This is a genomic window from Mesorhizobium sp. WSM3868 (genome assembly GCF_002294785.1).
Taxonomy (GTDB): Bacteria; Pseudomonadota; Alphaproteobacteria; order Rhizobiales; family Rhizobiaceae; genus Mesorhizobium.
Window position 1 is genome coordinate 343,592 of the sequence record NZ_NSGB01000001.1, and the last position, 13,553, is coordinate 357,144.

General features: G+C 62.7%; 12 protein-coding genes and 2 pseudogenes. 10 read left to right on the forward strand and 4 right to left on the reverse strand.

What is annotated here, in order from left to right; translation table 11 throughout:
- Positions 1–66 precede the first annotated feature (66 nt).
- From aceA to CK221_RS01530, 3 genes are all read left to right on the forward strand, one after another.
- Entirely contained in the window at positions 67–1,356 is a 1,290-nt protein-coding gene (aceA, locus tag CK221_RS01520; protein ID WP_067327261.1) for an isocitrate lyase, read from the forward strand.
- 52 nt (positions 1,357–1,408) lie between these two features.
- Complete coding sequence (locus CK221_RS01525) at positions 1,409–1,651, forward strand: hypothetical protein (protein ID WP_067327258.1); 243 nt, start codon at positions 1,409–1,411, stop codon at positions 1,649–1,651.
- A gap of 262 nt (positions 1,652–1,913) precedes the next feature.
- Positions 1,914–2,330, forward strand: coding sequence for a response regulator (locus CK221_RS01530; protein WP_095776400.1), 417 nt, complete (start codon positions 1,914–1,916; stop codon positions 2,328–2,330).
- 13 nt (positions 2,331–2,343) lie between these two features.
- On the opposite strand, the gene CK221_RS01535 is transcribed toward CK221_RS01530, so the two are convergent.
- The gene (locus CK221_RS01535; protein WP_095776401.1) at positions 2,344–3,057 is read right to left on the reverse strand and encodes an HAD family hydrolase; all 714 of its coding nucleotides are present in this window, start codon (positions 3,055–3,057) and stop codon (positions 2,344–2,346) included.
- A 182-nt stretch (positions 3,058–3,239) separates the two neighbouring features.
- On the opposite strand from CK221_RS01535, the gene CK221_RS01540 reads away from it, so the two are divergent.
- The 3 genes and pseudogenes from CK221_RS01540 to CK221_RS01550 all read left to right on the forward strand — a co-directional run bounded on the left by CK221_RS01540 (position 3,240) and on the right by CK221_RS01550 (position 6,160).
- Entirely contained in the window at positions 3,240–4,673 is a 1,434-nt protein-coding gene (locus CK221_RS01540) for a glutamine synthetase family protein (protein ID WP_095776675.1), read from the forward strand.
- Between the two features lie 114 nt (positions 4,674–4,787).
- A pseudogene (locus CK221_RS01545) lies at positions 4,788–4,996 on the forward strand (FAD-dependent oxidoreductase); the annotation flags it as partial.
- Positions 4,997–5,257: 261 nt separating this feature from the next.
- Positions 5,258–6,160 carry an SH3 domain-containing protein gene (locus tag CK221_RS01550; protein ID WP_095776402.1) on the forward strand — a complete coding sequence of 301 codons (903 nt, stop codon included), beginning with the start codon at positions 5,258–5,260 and terminating at the stop codon, positions 6,158–6,160.
- A 41-nt stretch (positions 6,161–6,201) separates the two neighbouring features.
- On the opposite strand, the gene CK221_RS01555 is transcribed toward CK221_RS01550, so the two are convergent.
- On the reverse strand, positions 6,202–6,948 hold the full coding sequence (locus CK221_RS01555) for an SDR family oxidoreductase (protein WP_095776403.1): 747 nt from the start codon (positions 6,946–6,948) through the stop codon (positions 6,202–6,204).
- 265 nt (positions 6,949–7,213) lie between these two features.
- On the opposite strand from CK221_RS01555, the gene zwf reads away from it, so the two are divergent.
- The 3 genes from zwf to edd all read left to right on the forward strand — a co-directional run bounded on the left by zwf (position 7,214) and on the right by edd (position 11,270).
- On the forward strand, positions 7,214–8,683 hold the full coding sequence (zwf, locus tag CK221_RS01560; RefSeq protein ID WP_066989313.1) for a glucose-6-phosphate dehydrogenase: 1,470 nt from the start codon (positions 7,214–7,216) through the stop codon (positions 8,681–8,683).
- Positions 8,665–9,381: a 6-phosphogluconolactonase gene (gene pgl / locus CK221_RS01565; RefSeq protein WP_095776404.1), complete on the forward strand. Its 717-nt coding sequence runs from the start codon at positions 8,665–8,667 to the stop codon at positions 9,379–9,381. The genes zwf and pgl overlap by 19 nt, the downstream gene beginning before the upstream one ends.
- Positions 9,382–9,446: 65 nt before the next feature.
- Positions 9,447–11,270 carry a phosphogluconate dehydratase gene (gene edd / locus CK221_RS01570; RefSeq protein WP_095776405.1) on the forward strand — a complete coding sequence of 608 codons (1,824 nt, stop codon included), beginning with the start codon at positions 9,447–9,449 and terminating at the stop codon, positions 11,268–11,270.
- Between the two features lie 92 nt (positions 11,271–11,362).
- Here the strand turns inward: edd and CK221_RS01575 are convergent, their stop codons facing one another.
- Positions 11,363–12,259, reverse strand: a complete 897-nt coding sequence (locus CK221_RS01575; RefSeq protein WP_095776406.1) for a LysR family transcriptional regulator — start codon at positions 12,257–12,259, stop codon at positions 11,363–11,365.
- Positions 12,260–12,366: 107 nt separating this feature from the next.
- On the opposite strand from CK221_RS01575, the gene CK221_RS01580 reads away from it, so the two are divergent.
- The gene (locus CK221_RS01580) at positions 12,367–13,371 is read left to right on the forward strand and encodes an NADP-dependent oxidoreductase (protein ID WP_095776676.1); all 1,005 of its coding nucleotides are present in this window, start codon (positions 12,367–12,369) and stop codon (positions 13,369–13,371) included.
- A gap of 54 nt (positions 13,372–13,425) precedes the next feature.
- Here the strand turns inward: CK221_RS01580 and CK221_RS30630 are convergent.
- Positions 13,426–13,551, reverse strand: a pseudogene (locus CK221_RS30630) (transposase domain-containing protein); the annotation flags it as partial.
- Positions 13,552–13,553: the final 2 nt, after the last annotated feature.

A 13,553-nucleotide genomic window follows, 5' to 3' on the forward strand; every position in this document is an offset into this window, starting at 1 on the left:
GAACGGCCCACAGATACGTCCCTCAAACGGGCCATCTAAACAAGCAAGACTGACCTGGAGCAATCGATGACTGATTTTTACAACCTCGTCCCGTCCGCGCCGGAAGGCCGTTTCGACGGCATCGAACGGCCCTACTCGGCGGAGGACGTGAAGCGGCTGCGCGGCTCGGTCCAGATTCGCCATACGCTTGCGGAGATGGGCGCGAGCAGGCTGTGGAAGCTGATCCACGAGGAAGATTTCGTCAATGCGCTCGGCGCCATGTCGGGCAACCAGGCCATGCAGCAGGTCAGGGCGGGCTTGAAGGCGATCTATCTGTCGGGCTGGCAGGTCGCGGCCGACGCCAACACCGCGTCGGCCATGTATCCGGACCAGTCGCTTTATCCGGCGAATGCGGCGCCGGAGCTGGTCAAGCGCATCAACCGCACGCTGCAGCGCGCCGACCAGATCGAGACATCCGAAGGCAAGGGTCTTTCGGTCGAGACCTGGTTCGCGCCCATCGTCGCGGACGCCGAAGCCGGGTTTGGCGGGCCGCTCAACGCGTTCGAGATCATGAAGGCTTTCATCGAGGCCGGTGCCGCTGGCGTCCACTATGAGGACCAGTTGGCGTCGGAGAAGAAGTGCGGCCATCTCGGCGGCAAGGTGCTGATCCCGACCGCAGCGCATATCCGCAACCTCAATGCGGCCCGGCTTGCAGCGGACGTGATGGGCACGCCGACGCTGGTGGTGGCGCGCACCGACGCGGAAGCCGCCAAGCTGCTCACCTCCGACATCGACGAGCGCGACCGGCCTTTCGTCGACTATGACGCCGGCCGCACGGTCGAGGGCTTCTATCACGTCAGGAACGGCATCGAGCCCTGCATCGCGCGCGCCGTCGCCTACGCGCCGCATGCGGACCTGATCTGGTGCGAAACCTCGAAGCCGGATCTTCAGCAGGCAAGGAAGTTCGCTGAAGGGGTGCACAAGCACCACCCCGGCAAGCTGCTCGCCTATAATTGCTCGCCGTCGTTCAATTGGAAGAAGAACCTGGACGACGCGACCATCGCGAAGTTCCAGAAGGAACTCGGCGCCATGGGCTACAAATTCCAGTTCATCACACTGGCCGGGTTCCACCAGCTGAACTTCGGCATGTTCGAACTGGCCCGCGGCTACAAGGAGCGCCAGATGGCGGCCTATTCGGAACTGCAGGAGGCGGAATTCGCGGCGGAGGTCCATGGCTATACCGCGACCAAGCATCAGCGCGAAGTCGGCACCGGCTATTTCGATGCCGTTTCGATGGCGATCTCCGGCGGCCAGTCTTCGACCACCGCCATGCATGAGTCGACCGAGCACGCCCAGTTCAGGCCGGCGGCCGAGTAATGACAACACCAGAGGAAACGCCCGAAGGGCACTTACGTCGAGGAGAACAGCAATGGCATCGATAAGCCGGGTCAAGGAACGGGCCGAAGAACAATCAAGCGCGATGAGCGTCGATCAGCAGGCGACGATCCGCATGCTTGCCAACGACCTGCACAGGCTCAACCAGTCTGTGATGAAGGCGGTCGAAGCGGGTGTGTCGGTCGAGCTGGTGCGCTCTGCCAGGCACCATGGCGGAGACGGCAACTGGGGTGATCTTTTGATCCCAGTGATCGTCACCCATCAGAGCCAAGGCTGACGTAACGTCAACAATCACTCGCGAGTGTCTCCCGTGCGCTATACGTTCCGGGAGACGTTCGTTTTTTCGAATTGTGGCCGTGGCGCCGGGGAGAACTTGCGCCGGATTTTAGCAATTCTTGCTATATTATCATTTTCCACTATTTTTGCTTGACACCGCTGGCGATCTCGCGCCAATTGCGCGCTTAAGGTTTCAACCCTGCATTGAACCAGAGCCTCCGCCAGACATGTGTCCCGCCAATCGTGACGACTCTGAAAAACCAATGAAATCGGCGGACCGTGGCGCGGCGGCCCGGCTGCCGGCGGATTTCTCCAAGGTGCTGGTGGTCGGCAAATCGTCGATCAACCGGGTCGTCGTTTCGAAAATCGTGGAAAAGTCCGGGCTGAAGCCGATTTCGGAGCCACCGGAGGCGGCCGAAAAATCTTTGGCCGGCCTGGTTCCCGGCGCAATCATACTCGACGGCGGACCCGACGACAGGGATTGCGACAGGTTGCTGTCCGGCATCGACGCGCTGCGGCGCGCTTCCGGCAAGACGCGGCCCGCCGTGATCCTGCTTTCAACCAGGAATGGCACGCCGGACAGCCTCGGCCTGTCGAGCGTGGTCGACGCCGTGGTCGCCAAGCCGATCACGCCCGAAAGGCTGCAACCAGTAATCGATCGCCTGGTCGGCCGCGGCTAGGCAGAGGCGACGCTCAGCCGGGCTTCGCTATTGCCTCGACCAGGGCCGGCAACTCGCCGAGATCTGCGATCTCGCGAAAACGCGGCGCCGCGACAGGCGCCTCGGCGTGTTCGATCGCCCAGGTCAATTCGTGCGGCACATGGATGCCCCAGCCACCGGCCTCGATGGCGGGAACAACGTCGGACTTGAGCGAGTTGCCAACCATCATGCTGTTCTGCGGACCGTCGCCATGGCGGCTGAAGATGCGGGCATAGGTGGCTGCGCTCTTGTCGCTGACGATCTCGACGGCATCGAAGAGATCACCCATTCCCGACTGCGCGAGCTTGCGCTCTTGATCGAAGAGGTCGCCCTTGGTGATCAGCACCAGATGGTAGGAGCCCGCCAGATTTTCGACCGTCTCGCGGGCATGCGGCAGCGGCTCGATCGGATGGCTGAGCATCTCGCGGCCGGCAGCCAGGATTTCGCCGATGACGGAACCGGGCACCTCGCCGTTTGTGATCGCGACGGCCGTCTCGATCATCGACAGCGTAAAGCCCTTAATGCCGAAGCCATAGAGGGCGAGGTTGCGCCTTTCCGCTTCGAGCAGCCGTGCCGCGATGTGCTCATGATCGCCGTGCTCGGCTAGCAAGGCGGCAAAACGCTTCTCGGTCAGGCGGAAGAACTGCTCGTTCTGCCACAGCGTGTCGTCGGCATCGAAGCCGATGGTGGTCAAACGTGGAGCGGACATGTGCGACCCTTTGCTTACAGGCTCATCTAGACCCTGTGGCGCTGCGCCGCCAGCAAGAAGACAGGCACGCCGGTTCCTTTGGGCTGCGGCTCGGCTTGCCTGTGGCCACGCGGGCGCCTCCCCTTTCCTTCCGCCACGGCGCCCGTCTATACTTTGAAATCCGCAACACAATCTGGTGAATGATGCCGCCTGAAAAAAAGGAAGTCCGTCCGTCGAGCCGGGGGGGACGCGCCCGCACGCCTGCCTTCTTGAAAAACGAACGCGGTGTGAAGAACTGGAAGGAAGCCAGCGCCTGGCTGGAATGGCGCGGTATCGAGGACATCGAGTGCATCACGCCGGACCAGGCCGGCGTCGCCCGCGGCAAGATGATGCCGTCGAAGAAATTCACCTCCAACACATCGCTGGCCTTACCTTCGGCCGTCTTCATGACGACGATATCCGGCGGCTATCCGGAAGACGGCAATGGCTTCCACTATCCGGAGGACGACGGCGACCTGAAGCTCTTGCCCGATCTCTCGACACTGACCGTCGTGCCCTGGGAGGAAGATCCGACCGCCGCGGTGATCTGCGACCTCGTCCACCAGGATGGCCGCTCCGTCGAATTCACGCCGCGCAACGTTCTGAAGCGCGTGCTGGCCGCCTATGACGACCGTGGGCTGAAGCCGGTGGTGGCGCCCGAGATCGAATTCTATCTGGTACGCAAGAACCCCGATCCGGACTACCCGCTGACGCCGCCCGTCGGGCGCTCAGGGCGGCCGATCGGCGGCGGCGCCGGCTATTCGATCGCGGGCGTTAACGAGTTCGACGAACTGATAGACGACATCTATCATTTCTCGGAGCGGCAAGGCCTGGAGATCGATACGCTGATCCACGAGGAGGGCGCCGGCCAGCTCGAGATCAACCTGCGTCACGGCAATCCGATCGAGCTTGCCGACCAGGTCTTCATGTTCAAGCGCACGATCCGCGAGGCGGCGCTGAAGCACGAAATCTACGCCACCTTCATGGCCAAGCCGATCCAGGGGCAACCTGGCTCGGCCATGCATATCCACCAGTCGGTGGTCGACAAGAAGACCGGCAAAAACATCTTCTCGGCCGAGGACGGCGCCGAAACTGATGCGTTCTTCCATTTCATCGGCGGCATGCAGAAACACGTGCCGAACGCGCTGGTGATGCTTGCGCCTTACGTCAATTCCTATCGGCGGCTCACGCAGGCTGCGTCGGCGCCGGTCAACAACAAGTGGGGCTACGACAACCGCACGACGGCTTTCCGCGTGCCGCGTTCCGATCCAGCGGCGCGGCGCGTCGAAAATCGGATTCCGTCCTCGGACGCCAATCCCTATCTGGCGCTTGCCGCCTCGCTTGCCTGCGGGTTGATCGGCATGAACAACAAGGTCCAGGCCGAGCCGCCGGTGCTGACGACCGCCAACGAGGACGAGATCGACCTGCCGCGCAGCTTGCTCGAGGCCGTGGACCTTTTCGAGGCCGACAAGGAGCTTGGCGCCATTGTCGGCAAATCCTTCGCAGCCACGTATGCGGCCATCAAGCGAGCCGAGTTCGAGACATTCATGGAAGTGATCAGCCCTTGGGAGCGGGAGTATCTGTTGCTGAATGTGTGAGCGGCCACTTCGTCGAGTGAATGGGTGAATAGTGAATGGTATTGGATGGGTGAACGCAGCCAGAGCGCTCTAGCAAAGCATTCACTATTCACCATTCACCATTCACCTGCGTTTCCGCATGCCTCGATGGGCGGGTATTCCGGCCACGGCATCATGCTGTCCAACTTCTTCGGCAAGCTCTACGCCGAGACGGTCGCGGGCAATCGCGACCGCTGAAGCTGATCGAGTATCTGAAGATTCCCGCCTTCCCGGACAGCTGTTGTTTACGCGCACCGCTGCTGTTTCTGGCGCTCAACTGGTTCGCACTGCGCCGCAGGATCTGAAACCGGAACATGTGCAGAAGCTGTTAATTCGACAAGTCCGCTTCCCTAACGGCACGTTGCGGAATCCTTAACAAACGCGCAAAATTTCGCAAAAAGGCGCACTGATGCCATAATCGGCGGTAAAAGATGCCGGTTCTGGGCGATAAGACGGGGATTTGCGCGGGCCTGCCCGCTGGAAATTTCGGGACCGATGCCAATCAGCCGCGAACGGTTTGCGGCAAGATCGAAAGAACGTCGGCCCGGTTGTTGGAGGTGGTTTAGGTGAACGAGCCCTTCAGTTTCGGTGCGCCGGAACGACGGCACTTTGCTGTGCGGTTCGGCTATGACATGCAGCCCTCGTTCTGGCAGGGCCTGCAGTCGAACGCGCATCTGGTGATCGCGGCCGTCGGCACCGCGGCGCTGCTTGGCGTGGCGGCGGTGGCGCTTTGGCTGGCCTTGCCGGCCAATGAGCGGCAGGCGATCGCGAAAACGGAGCAGACCGTCCCCGCGATCCCGGTCAAGACGAAGAAAATCGCCCCGGCCGCGGCGAGCTCTGTCAGTGTCGCCGCCGCGCCGCAAGCGGCGCGCAAGGCCGATGCGGTTTCGCCCATGACTGCGGCCCGGGAAACTGCCATCCCGGCACTGGCTTCCAACAATCCCCGCTGGAACGGCACGGTTGGTGAGCCCGCGCCCGCGGCGGATGCTCCGCCGGCCTCATCCGCTCAGGCAGCGGAGAAGCCGGCGACGCAGAACGACAAACCGGCCGTTGCCGCCTTCGCCGAATCCGGGTCCGGAAACGATGCTTCGGCCGCCCTGGCTGAGGTCGCGGCGCCAGCGCCGGCGGCTGCCCAACCGGCAGACGCAAAAAAGCCTGAGGACAAAATGGATGCGGCCCAGACCGCCGCCATCCCGGACGCGAAGCCCCAGGTTGCCGAGGCCCAGCCGGCGTCACCCGAGGATGCGGCACAGGACGAGCCGAAGCCCGAAAACGCCGGCACTGGCACCAATGGACGCGTCCTGAGGGCTGTTACCATGCGTTCCGGCCCGAAGAACGGCGCCGCCGCGATCGTCACTGTGCCTGCCAAGTCAGCCGTGCAGGTGATGAGCTGCAAAAAATGGTGCGAGATCGTCTATAACGGCAAACGCGGCTGGATCTACAAGAGCTTCGTCAAGACCGGCGCCTGATCTGGACGCGCTTGGCGGCCTGACGCCGCCGCGACGTCGGTTCAGATGCAGCGCCCGCCGTCGACTTCCAGCGCCACGCCGGTGATGAAGGCCGCCTCGTCCGAAGCCAGCCAGAGCGCCGCGTTGGCGATGTCGAGCGGCGTCGAGAGCCGGCCGAGCGGGATAGAGGCGCGGAATTTTTCACGGATCTCCGGCGTGTCGGCGCCCATGAACTTCTCCAGCATGCCGGTCTCGCCGGCGACCGGGCAGAGGCAATTGACGCGGATGTTCTTCGGGGCGAGTTCGACCGCCATCGACTTGGTGGCGGTGATCGCCCATCCCTTGGAGGCGTTGTACCAGGTGAGGCCCGGCCGCGGCCTGATGCCGGCTGTCGAAGCCGTGGTCAGTATGACGCCGCCGCCCTGCCGGTCCATGATCGGCACCACGGCAAGCACGGCATGATAGATCGCCTTCATGTTGACAGCGGTGATCAGGTCGAAGGTTTGCTCGTCGACGCCGAGCATGTCGCCGTTGCGATGGGTGTAGCCGGCATTGTTGACCATGATGTCGACGCGGCCGAAGGCGCTTTTGGCGGCATAAACCATCTCGTCGAATTCGGAGCGTTGCGAGACGTCGGTCTGGGTCCAGATCGCGTTGTCGCCGATTTCCTTCGCCACGCGCGCTGCGCCCTTGGCATTGAGGTCGGCAACCACGACGCGCGCGCCTTCCTCGGCGAAGCGCTTCGCCATGCCCTCGCCGAAGCCCGACGCCGCGCCGGTGATGATGGCAACCTTGTTTTGCAGACGCATGGTTTTCCCCATCATTGAAGGGCCGGCGGTCGCCATTCTCCCTTAGCTTTCGTCACATTCAGGTTCTATGTTGCAGGCGCGAACGCTTCCGGAAAGCTGTTGCTTGCCGACAAGCCTCCCGGTGGCGCTAGTGTCAAGGCCACATATGGGCCCGATCGATTGTCCAGCGATTGGTCCTGGATGTGACACCATGACACTGGACGATTTAAATCGATTAGAATATATCAGCCCCGCTACCGGCTAGCGGCATCAAACCGGACTGACCATGACCAGCCAGATCATCCCTGTCGAACCTTTCGACTTCATCATTTTCGGCGGGACCGGCGACCTGTCGGAGCGCAAGCTTCTGCCCTCGCTCTACCACCGCCAGCGCGGCCACCAATTTTCGGAGCCGACGCGCATCATCGGCACGTCGCGCGCGAAGATGAGCGATGCCGAGTTCCAGAGCTTCGCCAAGAAAGCGATATCGGACCATGTGAATCCGGCCGACATCGAGCCGAAGGAACTGGACACATTTCTTGCTCGGCTTTCCTATGTCTCGGCGGACGCCACTTCGGGCGTCGGCTTCGACAAGCTCAAGAAGGCGATCGGCGACAGCGACCGCATCCGCGCCTTCTACCTCGCGGTGGCGCCGGCGCTGTTCGGCGACATCTCGCATCAGCTCAAGGAACACAAGCTGATCACCCCGAATTCGCGCATCGTGCTGGAGAAGCCGATCGGCCGTGACCTCGCCTCGGCGCGGACGCTCAACGACGCCGTGGGTGACGATTTCCACGAAAGCCAGATCTTCCGCATCGATCACTATCTCGGCAAGGAAACGGTGCAGAACCTGATGGCGCTGCGCTTTGCCAACGCGCTTTATGAGCCGCTGTGGAACTCCGCCCATATCGATCATGTGCAGATCACCGTGGCCGAGACCGTGGGTCTCGAGGACCGCGTCACCTACTACGACAAAGCCGGCGCGCTGCGAGACATGGTGCAGAACCACATCCTGCAGCTGCTTTGCCTGGTTGCCATGGAAACACCGTCCTCGATGGACGCGGACGCCGTGCGCGACGAGAAGCTGAAGGTGCTGCGGGCGCTGAAGCGCATCAACGGCAACGAGGCGCCGAAACACACGGTGCGCGGCCAGTATCGCGCCGGCGCCTCCGCCGGCGGGCCGGTCAAGGGTTATGTGGAGGAACTCGGCAAGGACAGCAACACCGAGACCTTCGTCGCCCTCAAAGCCGAGATCGGCAACTGGCGCTGGGCCGGCGTTCCTTTCTATCTCAGGACCGGCAAGCGGCTGGCGACCCGCGTTTCGGAAATCGTCATCGAATTCAAGCCGATCCCCTATTCCATCTTCGGCGACAGCGCCGGGCCGATCTTCGCCAACCAGCTGGTGATCAGGCTGCAGCCGGACGAAGGCGTCAAGCAGTACATCATGATCAAGGATCCGGGGCCGGGCGGGATGCGGCTGCGCCAGATCTCGCTCGACATGAGCTTCGCGCAATCCTTCCACAGCCGCGCGCCGGACGCTTATGAGCGGCTGATCATGGATGTGGTGCGCGGCAACCAGACGCTGTTCATGCGTCGCGACGAGGTCGAGGCGGCCTGGAAGTGGATCGATCCGATCCAGAACGCCTGGGAAAGCGCCAGGCAGGAAGCGCAGGGCTATACGGCCGGCACCTGGGGTCCGTCGGCCTCCATCGCGCTCATCGAACGTGACGGACGGACATGGCACGAGAGCAATTGAGCGGGGCCGCTTACGCCTGGAACGGCTTTGCCGACCGCCAGCAGCTGGCGGCGGCCCTTGCCGGCCACGTCGCCGCCCGCCTGACCAAGGCGATCACCGACCGCGGCACGGCGCTGCTCGCCGTATCCGGCGGCACGACGCCGGCAAAATTCTTCGCCGCGCTCTCCTTAATCCCGATCGCCTGGGACAAGGTCACCGTGACGCTGGTCGATGAACGTTTCGTGCCGCCCTCCTCGCCGCGCTCGAATGCCGGGCTGGTGGCGGCCAACCTGCTCCAGAACAAGGCAGCGGCAGCGCGCTTCGTGCCGCTCTACCATGAGGCGGCGACCATCGAGGACGCAGCGGCGTCGGACAGCGAGGCCCTGCAATCATTGCCCTGGCCTCTGGATGTGGTGGTGCTTGGCATGGGTGCCGACGGCCACACGGCCTCCTTCTTTCCCGATGCCGGCAATCTCGCCGAGCTCATCGACCCGTCCTCACCGCGCATCGTGCTGCCCGTGCATGCGCAAAGCGCCGGCGAGCCGCGTCTGACGCTGTCGATGGCGCGGATCGTTGCCGCCGGTTTCATCGCGCTCCACATCGAGGGAGAGGACAAGCGCATTGCCTTCGACGGTGCGATGGGAGCGGGCATGAAAAAGCCCATCCGCAAAGTGCTGGAGGCGGCGCCGATACCGGTAGAGGTGTTCTGGGCACCCTGATTTCACCAAAGGAACAGCCCCGGAGGCTGTGGGAGGACGTTTTCCGGGGCCAGAAAGGACCAGCCATGACAGCCAGACGCGACGTCGAAGCCATCACCGAACGCATCCGCCAACGCTCGAAGGCCGGTCGCGAAGCCTATCTCGGCCGCATCGCGGAGGCGTCGGGACGCGCCGCCAACCGCGCGGTGCTCTCCTGCGGCAACCTCGCCCACGGTTTTGCCGTCTGCAGCTCATCGGAGAAGGTGGCGCTCGGCGGCGATCGCGTGCCCAACCTCGGCATCATCACCTCCTACAACGACATGCTGTCGGCGCATCAGCCGTTCGAGACCTTTCCGGCGCTTATCAAGGACGCGGCACGCGAAGCAGGCGGCATCGCCCAGGTCGCCGGCGGCGTGCCGGCGATGTGCGACGGCGTGACGCAAGGCCAGCCAGGCATGGAACTGTCGCTGTTCTCGCGCGACGTGATCGCCATGGCAGCGGCGATCGGCCTTTCGCACAACATGTTCGACGCCGCCGTCTTCCTCGGCGTCTGCGACAAGATCGTGCCAGGGCTGGTGATCGCGGCGCTCACCTTCGGGCACCTGCCGGCTGTCTTCATCCCCGCCGGGCCGATGACGTCGGGCCTGCCGAACGACGAGAAGGCCAAGGTCCGGCAGCTCTATGCCGAGGGCAAGGCGGGCCGCGCCGAGCTGCTCGAGGCGGAGTCCAAATCCTATCACGGGCCGGGCACCTGCACCTTCTACGGCACCGCCAATTCCAACCAGATGCTGATGGAGATCATGGGCCTGCACACGCCCGGCGCCTCCTTCGTCAACCCGGGTACGCCGCTGCGCGACGCGCTGACCAGGGAGGCGGCGAAGCGCGCGCTGGCGATCACCACGCTCGGCAATGCCTATACGCCGGTCGGGCGCATGATCGACGAGCGCTCGATCGTCAACGGCGTGGTCGGCCTGCACGCGACCGGCGGCTCGACCAACCACACCATCCACCTCATCGCCATGGCCGCGGCAGCCGGAATTTCGCTTACCTGGCAGGACATCTCCGACCTGTCGGAGGCCGTGCCGCTGCTCGCCCGCGTCTACCCGAACGGACTCGCCGACGTGAACCATTTCCACGCCGCCGGCGGGCTCGGCTTCCTGATCCGCGAGTTGCTCGACGAAGGCTTGCTGCACGAGGACGTGCAGACGGTCTGGGGCGAAGGCCTGCGGCCCTATGCTGTCGAGGCAAAGCTCGGCGCCGACGGCAGCGTCGTGCGTGAAGCAGCGCCGCTCGAGAGCGGCGATGAGAAGGTGCTGGCGCCGTTCAAGAAGGCGTTCCAGCCGACCGGCGGACTGAAGGTGCTTGCCGGCAACCTCGGCCATGCCGTGATCAAGACCTCTGCGGTCAAGCCCGAACGGCGCGTCATCGAGGCGCCGGCCAAGGTGTTCGACAGCCAGCAGGGGCTGAACGAAGCTTTCAAGTCGGGCACGCTGACCGGCGACTTCGTCGCCGTGATCCGCTTCCAGGGGCCGAAGGCCAACGGCATGCCGGAACTGCACAAGCTGACCACCGTGCTCGGCGTGCTGCAGGATCGCGGCCAGCGCGTCGCGCTGGTGACCGACGGGCGCATGTCGGGTGCTTCCGGCAAGGTGCCGGCGGCGATCCATGTGACGCCGGAAGCGGTCGAGGACGGGCCGATCGCCAGGATCCATGACGGCGACATCATTCGCCTCGACGCCGATGCCGGCACGCTGGAGGTGCTGGTGCCGGGAACGGAGTTCGCGCTGCGCCGCACGGCGGATGCCGACCTGATCGGCAACGAGTTCGGCTTCGGCCGCGAGCTGTTCGCCGGCTTTCGCCAACTGGTTGGCCGCGCCGACCACGGCGCCGCCGCCTTCGCAAATGCCTAACGTCAATCTGCTAAAAAAGAGCGGCTCGGAGCCGCCGCTCGGAGCCGCCCTTTGTCGTAAGCGGTGTGCCATCGGCACCTAGACAAGAGGTCTCACGAGGTATTCTTGCCACTGAAGACCTCCGCCAAATAGTCAATAAACACCCTGACTTTACGTGGGGTGTGACGTCGCTGAGCGTAGAAGGCGAAGATCGGTTGCTCCATGGGTTCATGATCCGGCAGCAGCCGCACGAGGCGGTTCTCCGCTATATCCTGGGCGACCATGAAATCGCCCAAGAGGGAGTACCCCCCTCCCGCTAGGCAGGCGTTTCTCACCGCTCGCGCTGAGTTCATTGTCAATTGCTGCGGCACTTCGAAGTCAATGACCTTTCCTTGATGCGAAAACTTATGAACGCGCCCCCATTCCCCGCTGACCTGAGTAACGGATGGGCACGCTCTGATCTCGTCCAAGGTCCTGGGTGTCCCATATTGCTGGCAAAACCGGGGTGTCGCGACGAACACGATCCTCTGCGTGAAAATCCTCTGCGCAATCAGGGATGAATCGTTCAACGGTCCTACCCGGATGGCGACATCGAAGTGCTCGCCAATGAGATCAACCAAACGATTGCCAAGGTCGATTGAGACATCGAGCTGCGGGAACCGTCGCACGAACTCAGGAACCACTGGTGCCAGGCACTCATTACCAAAGGCCGTTACGCAGGAGACGTGGAGTTGGCCGCGAGGAGTTTCGTGGCGTTCGCGTACTGCGCTCCGCATCTGATCAAGCTCCTCCAGGAGGCCGGTGCTCTTTTGCACGAACTCCATCCCGGCATCCGTCAGATTGATCTGCCTGGTGGTGCGGTTAAAGAGACGTACGCCGAGATCGGTCTCCAAGTCCGCCACAATGCGGCTTACCGAGGCAGCGGAAAGGCGCAAATCCCGGCTCGCAGAAGAGAAGCTGTTATGCCTGGCGACTGCCACGGCCACCTTCATGGCCTCGATCATATCCATCCGCCATTCTTCCGAAATTCAAAATAATGTCTCTCACCGTGCGCTCTTTAACACGGAAGCCGAAATCATGCATCAATGGGGCGAACGCTCAAATTGAGGAGATGGACATGTCCAAAAATCCTAGCTGGATACTTCGCAGCTACCCTTCCGCAATGCCCTCCGTCGAGAACTGGAGCCTGGAGGAGCGTTCAATTCCCGATGCCGCGGATGGTGAGCTGCTGGTGAAAACTCTGTGGCTCTCCGTCGATCCCTATATGCGCGGTCGGATCAGCCCCGCGAAGAATTATGCTGCTGGTTTTAGAATTGGCGACCTGATGTGTGGCGGCGGAATTGGCGAGGTAATTACGTCTGAGTCTGCGGACTTCAAGCCAGGCGACCTCGTGATGAGCGATCATTTTGGTTGGCAGCCGTTCAGCGTGATCCCGGCCGCGTCAGCCAAGCCAGTGACGACAACCGACGCTCCGATTCAGGCCGTACTGAGCTATCTCGGCATGCCCGGTCTCACCGCCTACTTTGCCCTCCTCAAAACCGCAACTCCGAAGGTGGGGGAAACGGTGTTGATCTCTGCCGCTTCAGGAGCTGTGGGGCAGATTGCGGGACAGATCGCGCGGATCAAAGGGTTCGACCCAGTCGCTGTTGCGGGCTCGGATGAGAAGCTGGAATGGTGCAGGGAGCTTGGATATCGGACTGGCGTCAATCATCGACGCTCCGCTGATCTCGTGGCAGATGTCGCGACCGCATGCCCTAGCGGCGTCGATGTCTTTATCGACAACACCGCCGGGCCGATTCACGATGCAGCCATGCTAAATCTCAACATCTTTGGCAGAGTGGTGGTTGTCGGCACTATTGCCTTGGCCGACCGGTTTGACCAGCCTGATGTCGGTCTCAGGCATCTCAGAAGGACACTAATCACCCGTGCGCGGATAGAAGGGTTCTTGCTCGACGACCACGAAGGAGAATACGAGACCGCGATTGCCGATCTGCTGTCATGGTACAAACAGGGACTGCTTCAGACACGGGAAGATGTTGCGGAAGGGATCGAGACCGTGCCCCACGCTTTCGTTCGGATGTTGAAGGGAGAGAACTTCGGCAAGCAACTGGTCAAGCTATGATGCTCAAACGAGGGTTTGTCCGCTTCGGCCAGACTGCTATTTTTTGTGCACGCGTTACTCAAGCGGATCGTTCCAAGGCAGCAGCTCATCGATCCGCCTCCGCTTGTGGCCGTTGACGACGGCGGCAAGCGTGGTGGTCAAGTAGACCTGCGGATCAACAGCATTGAGTTCGCAGATCTCCT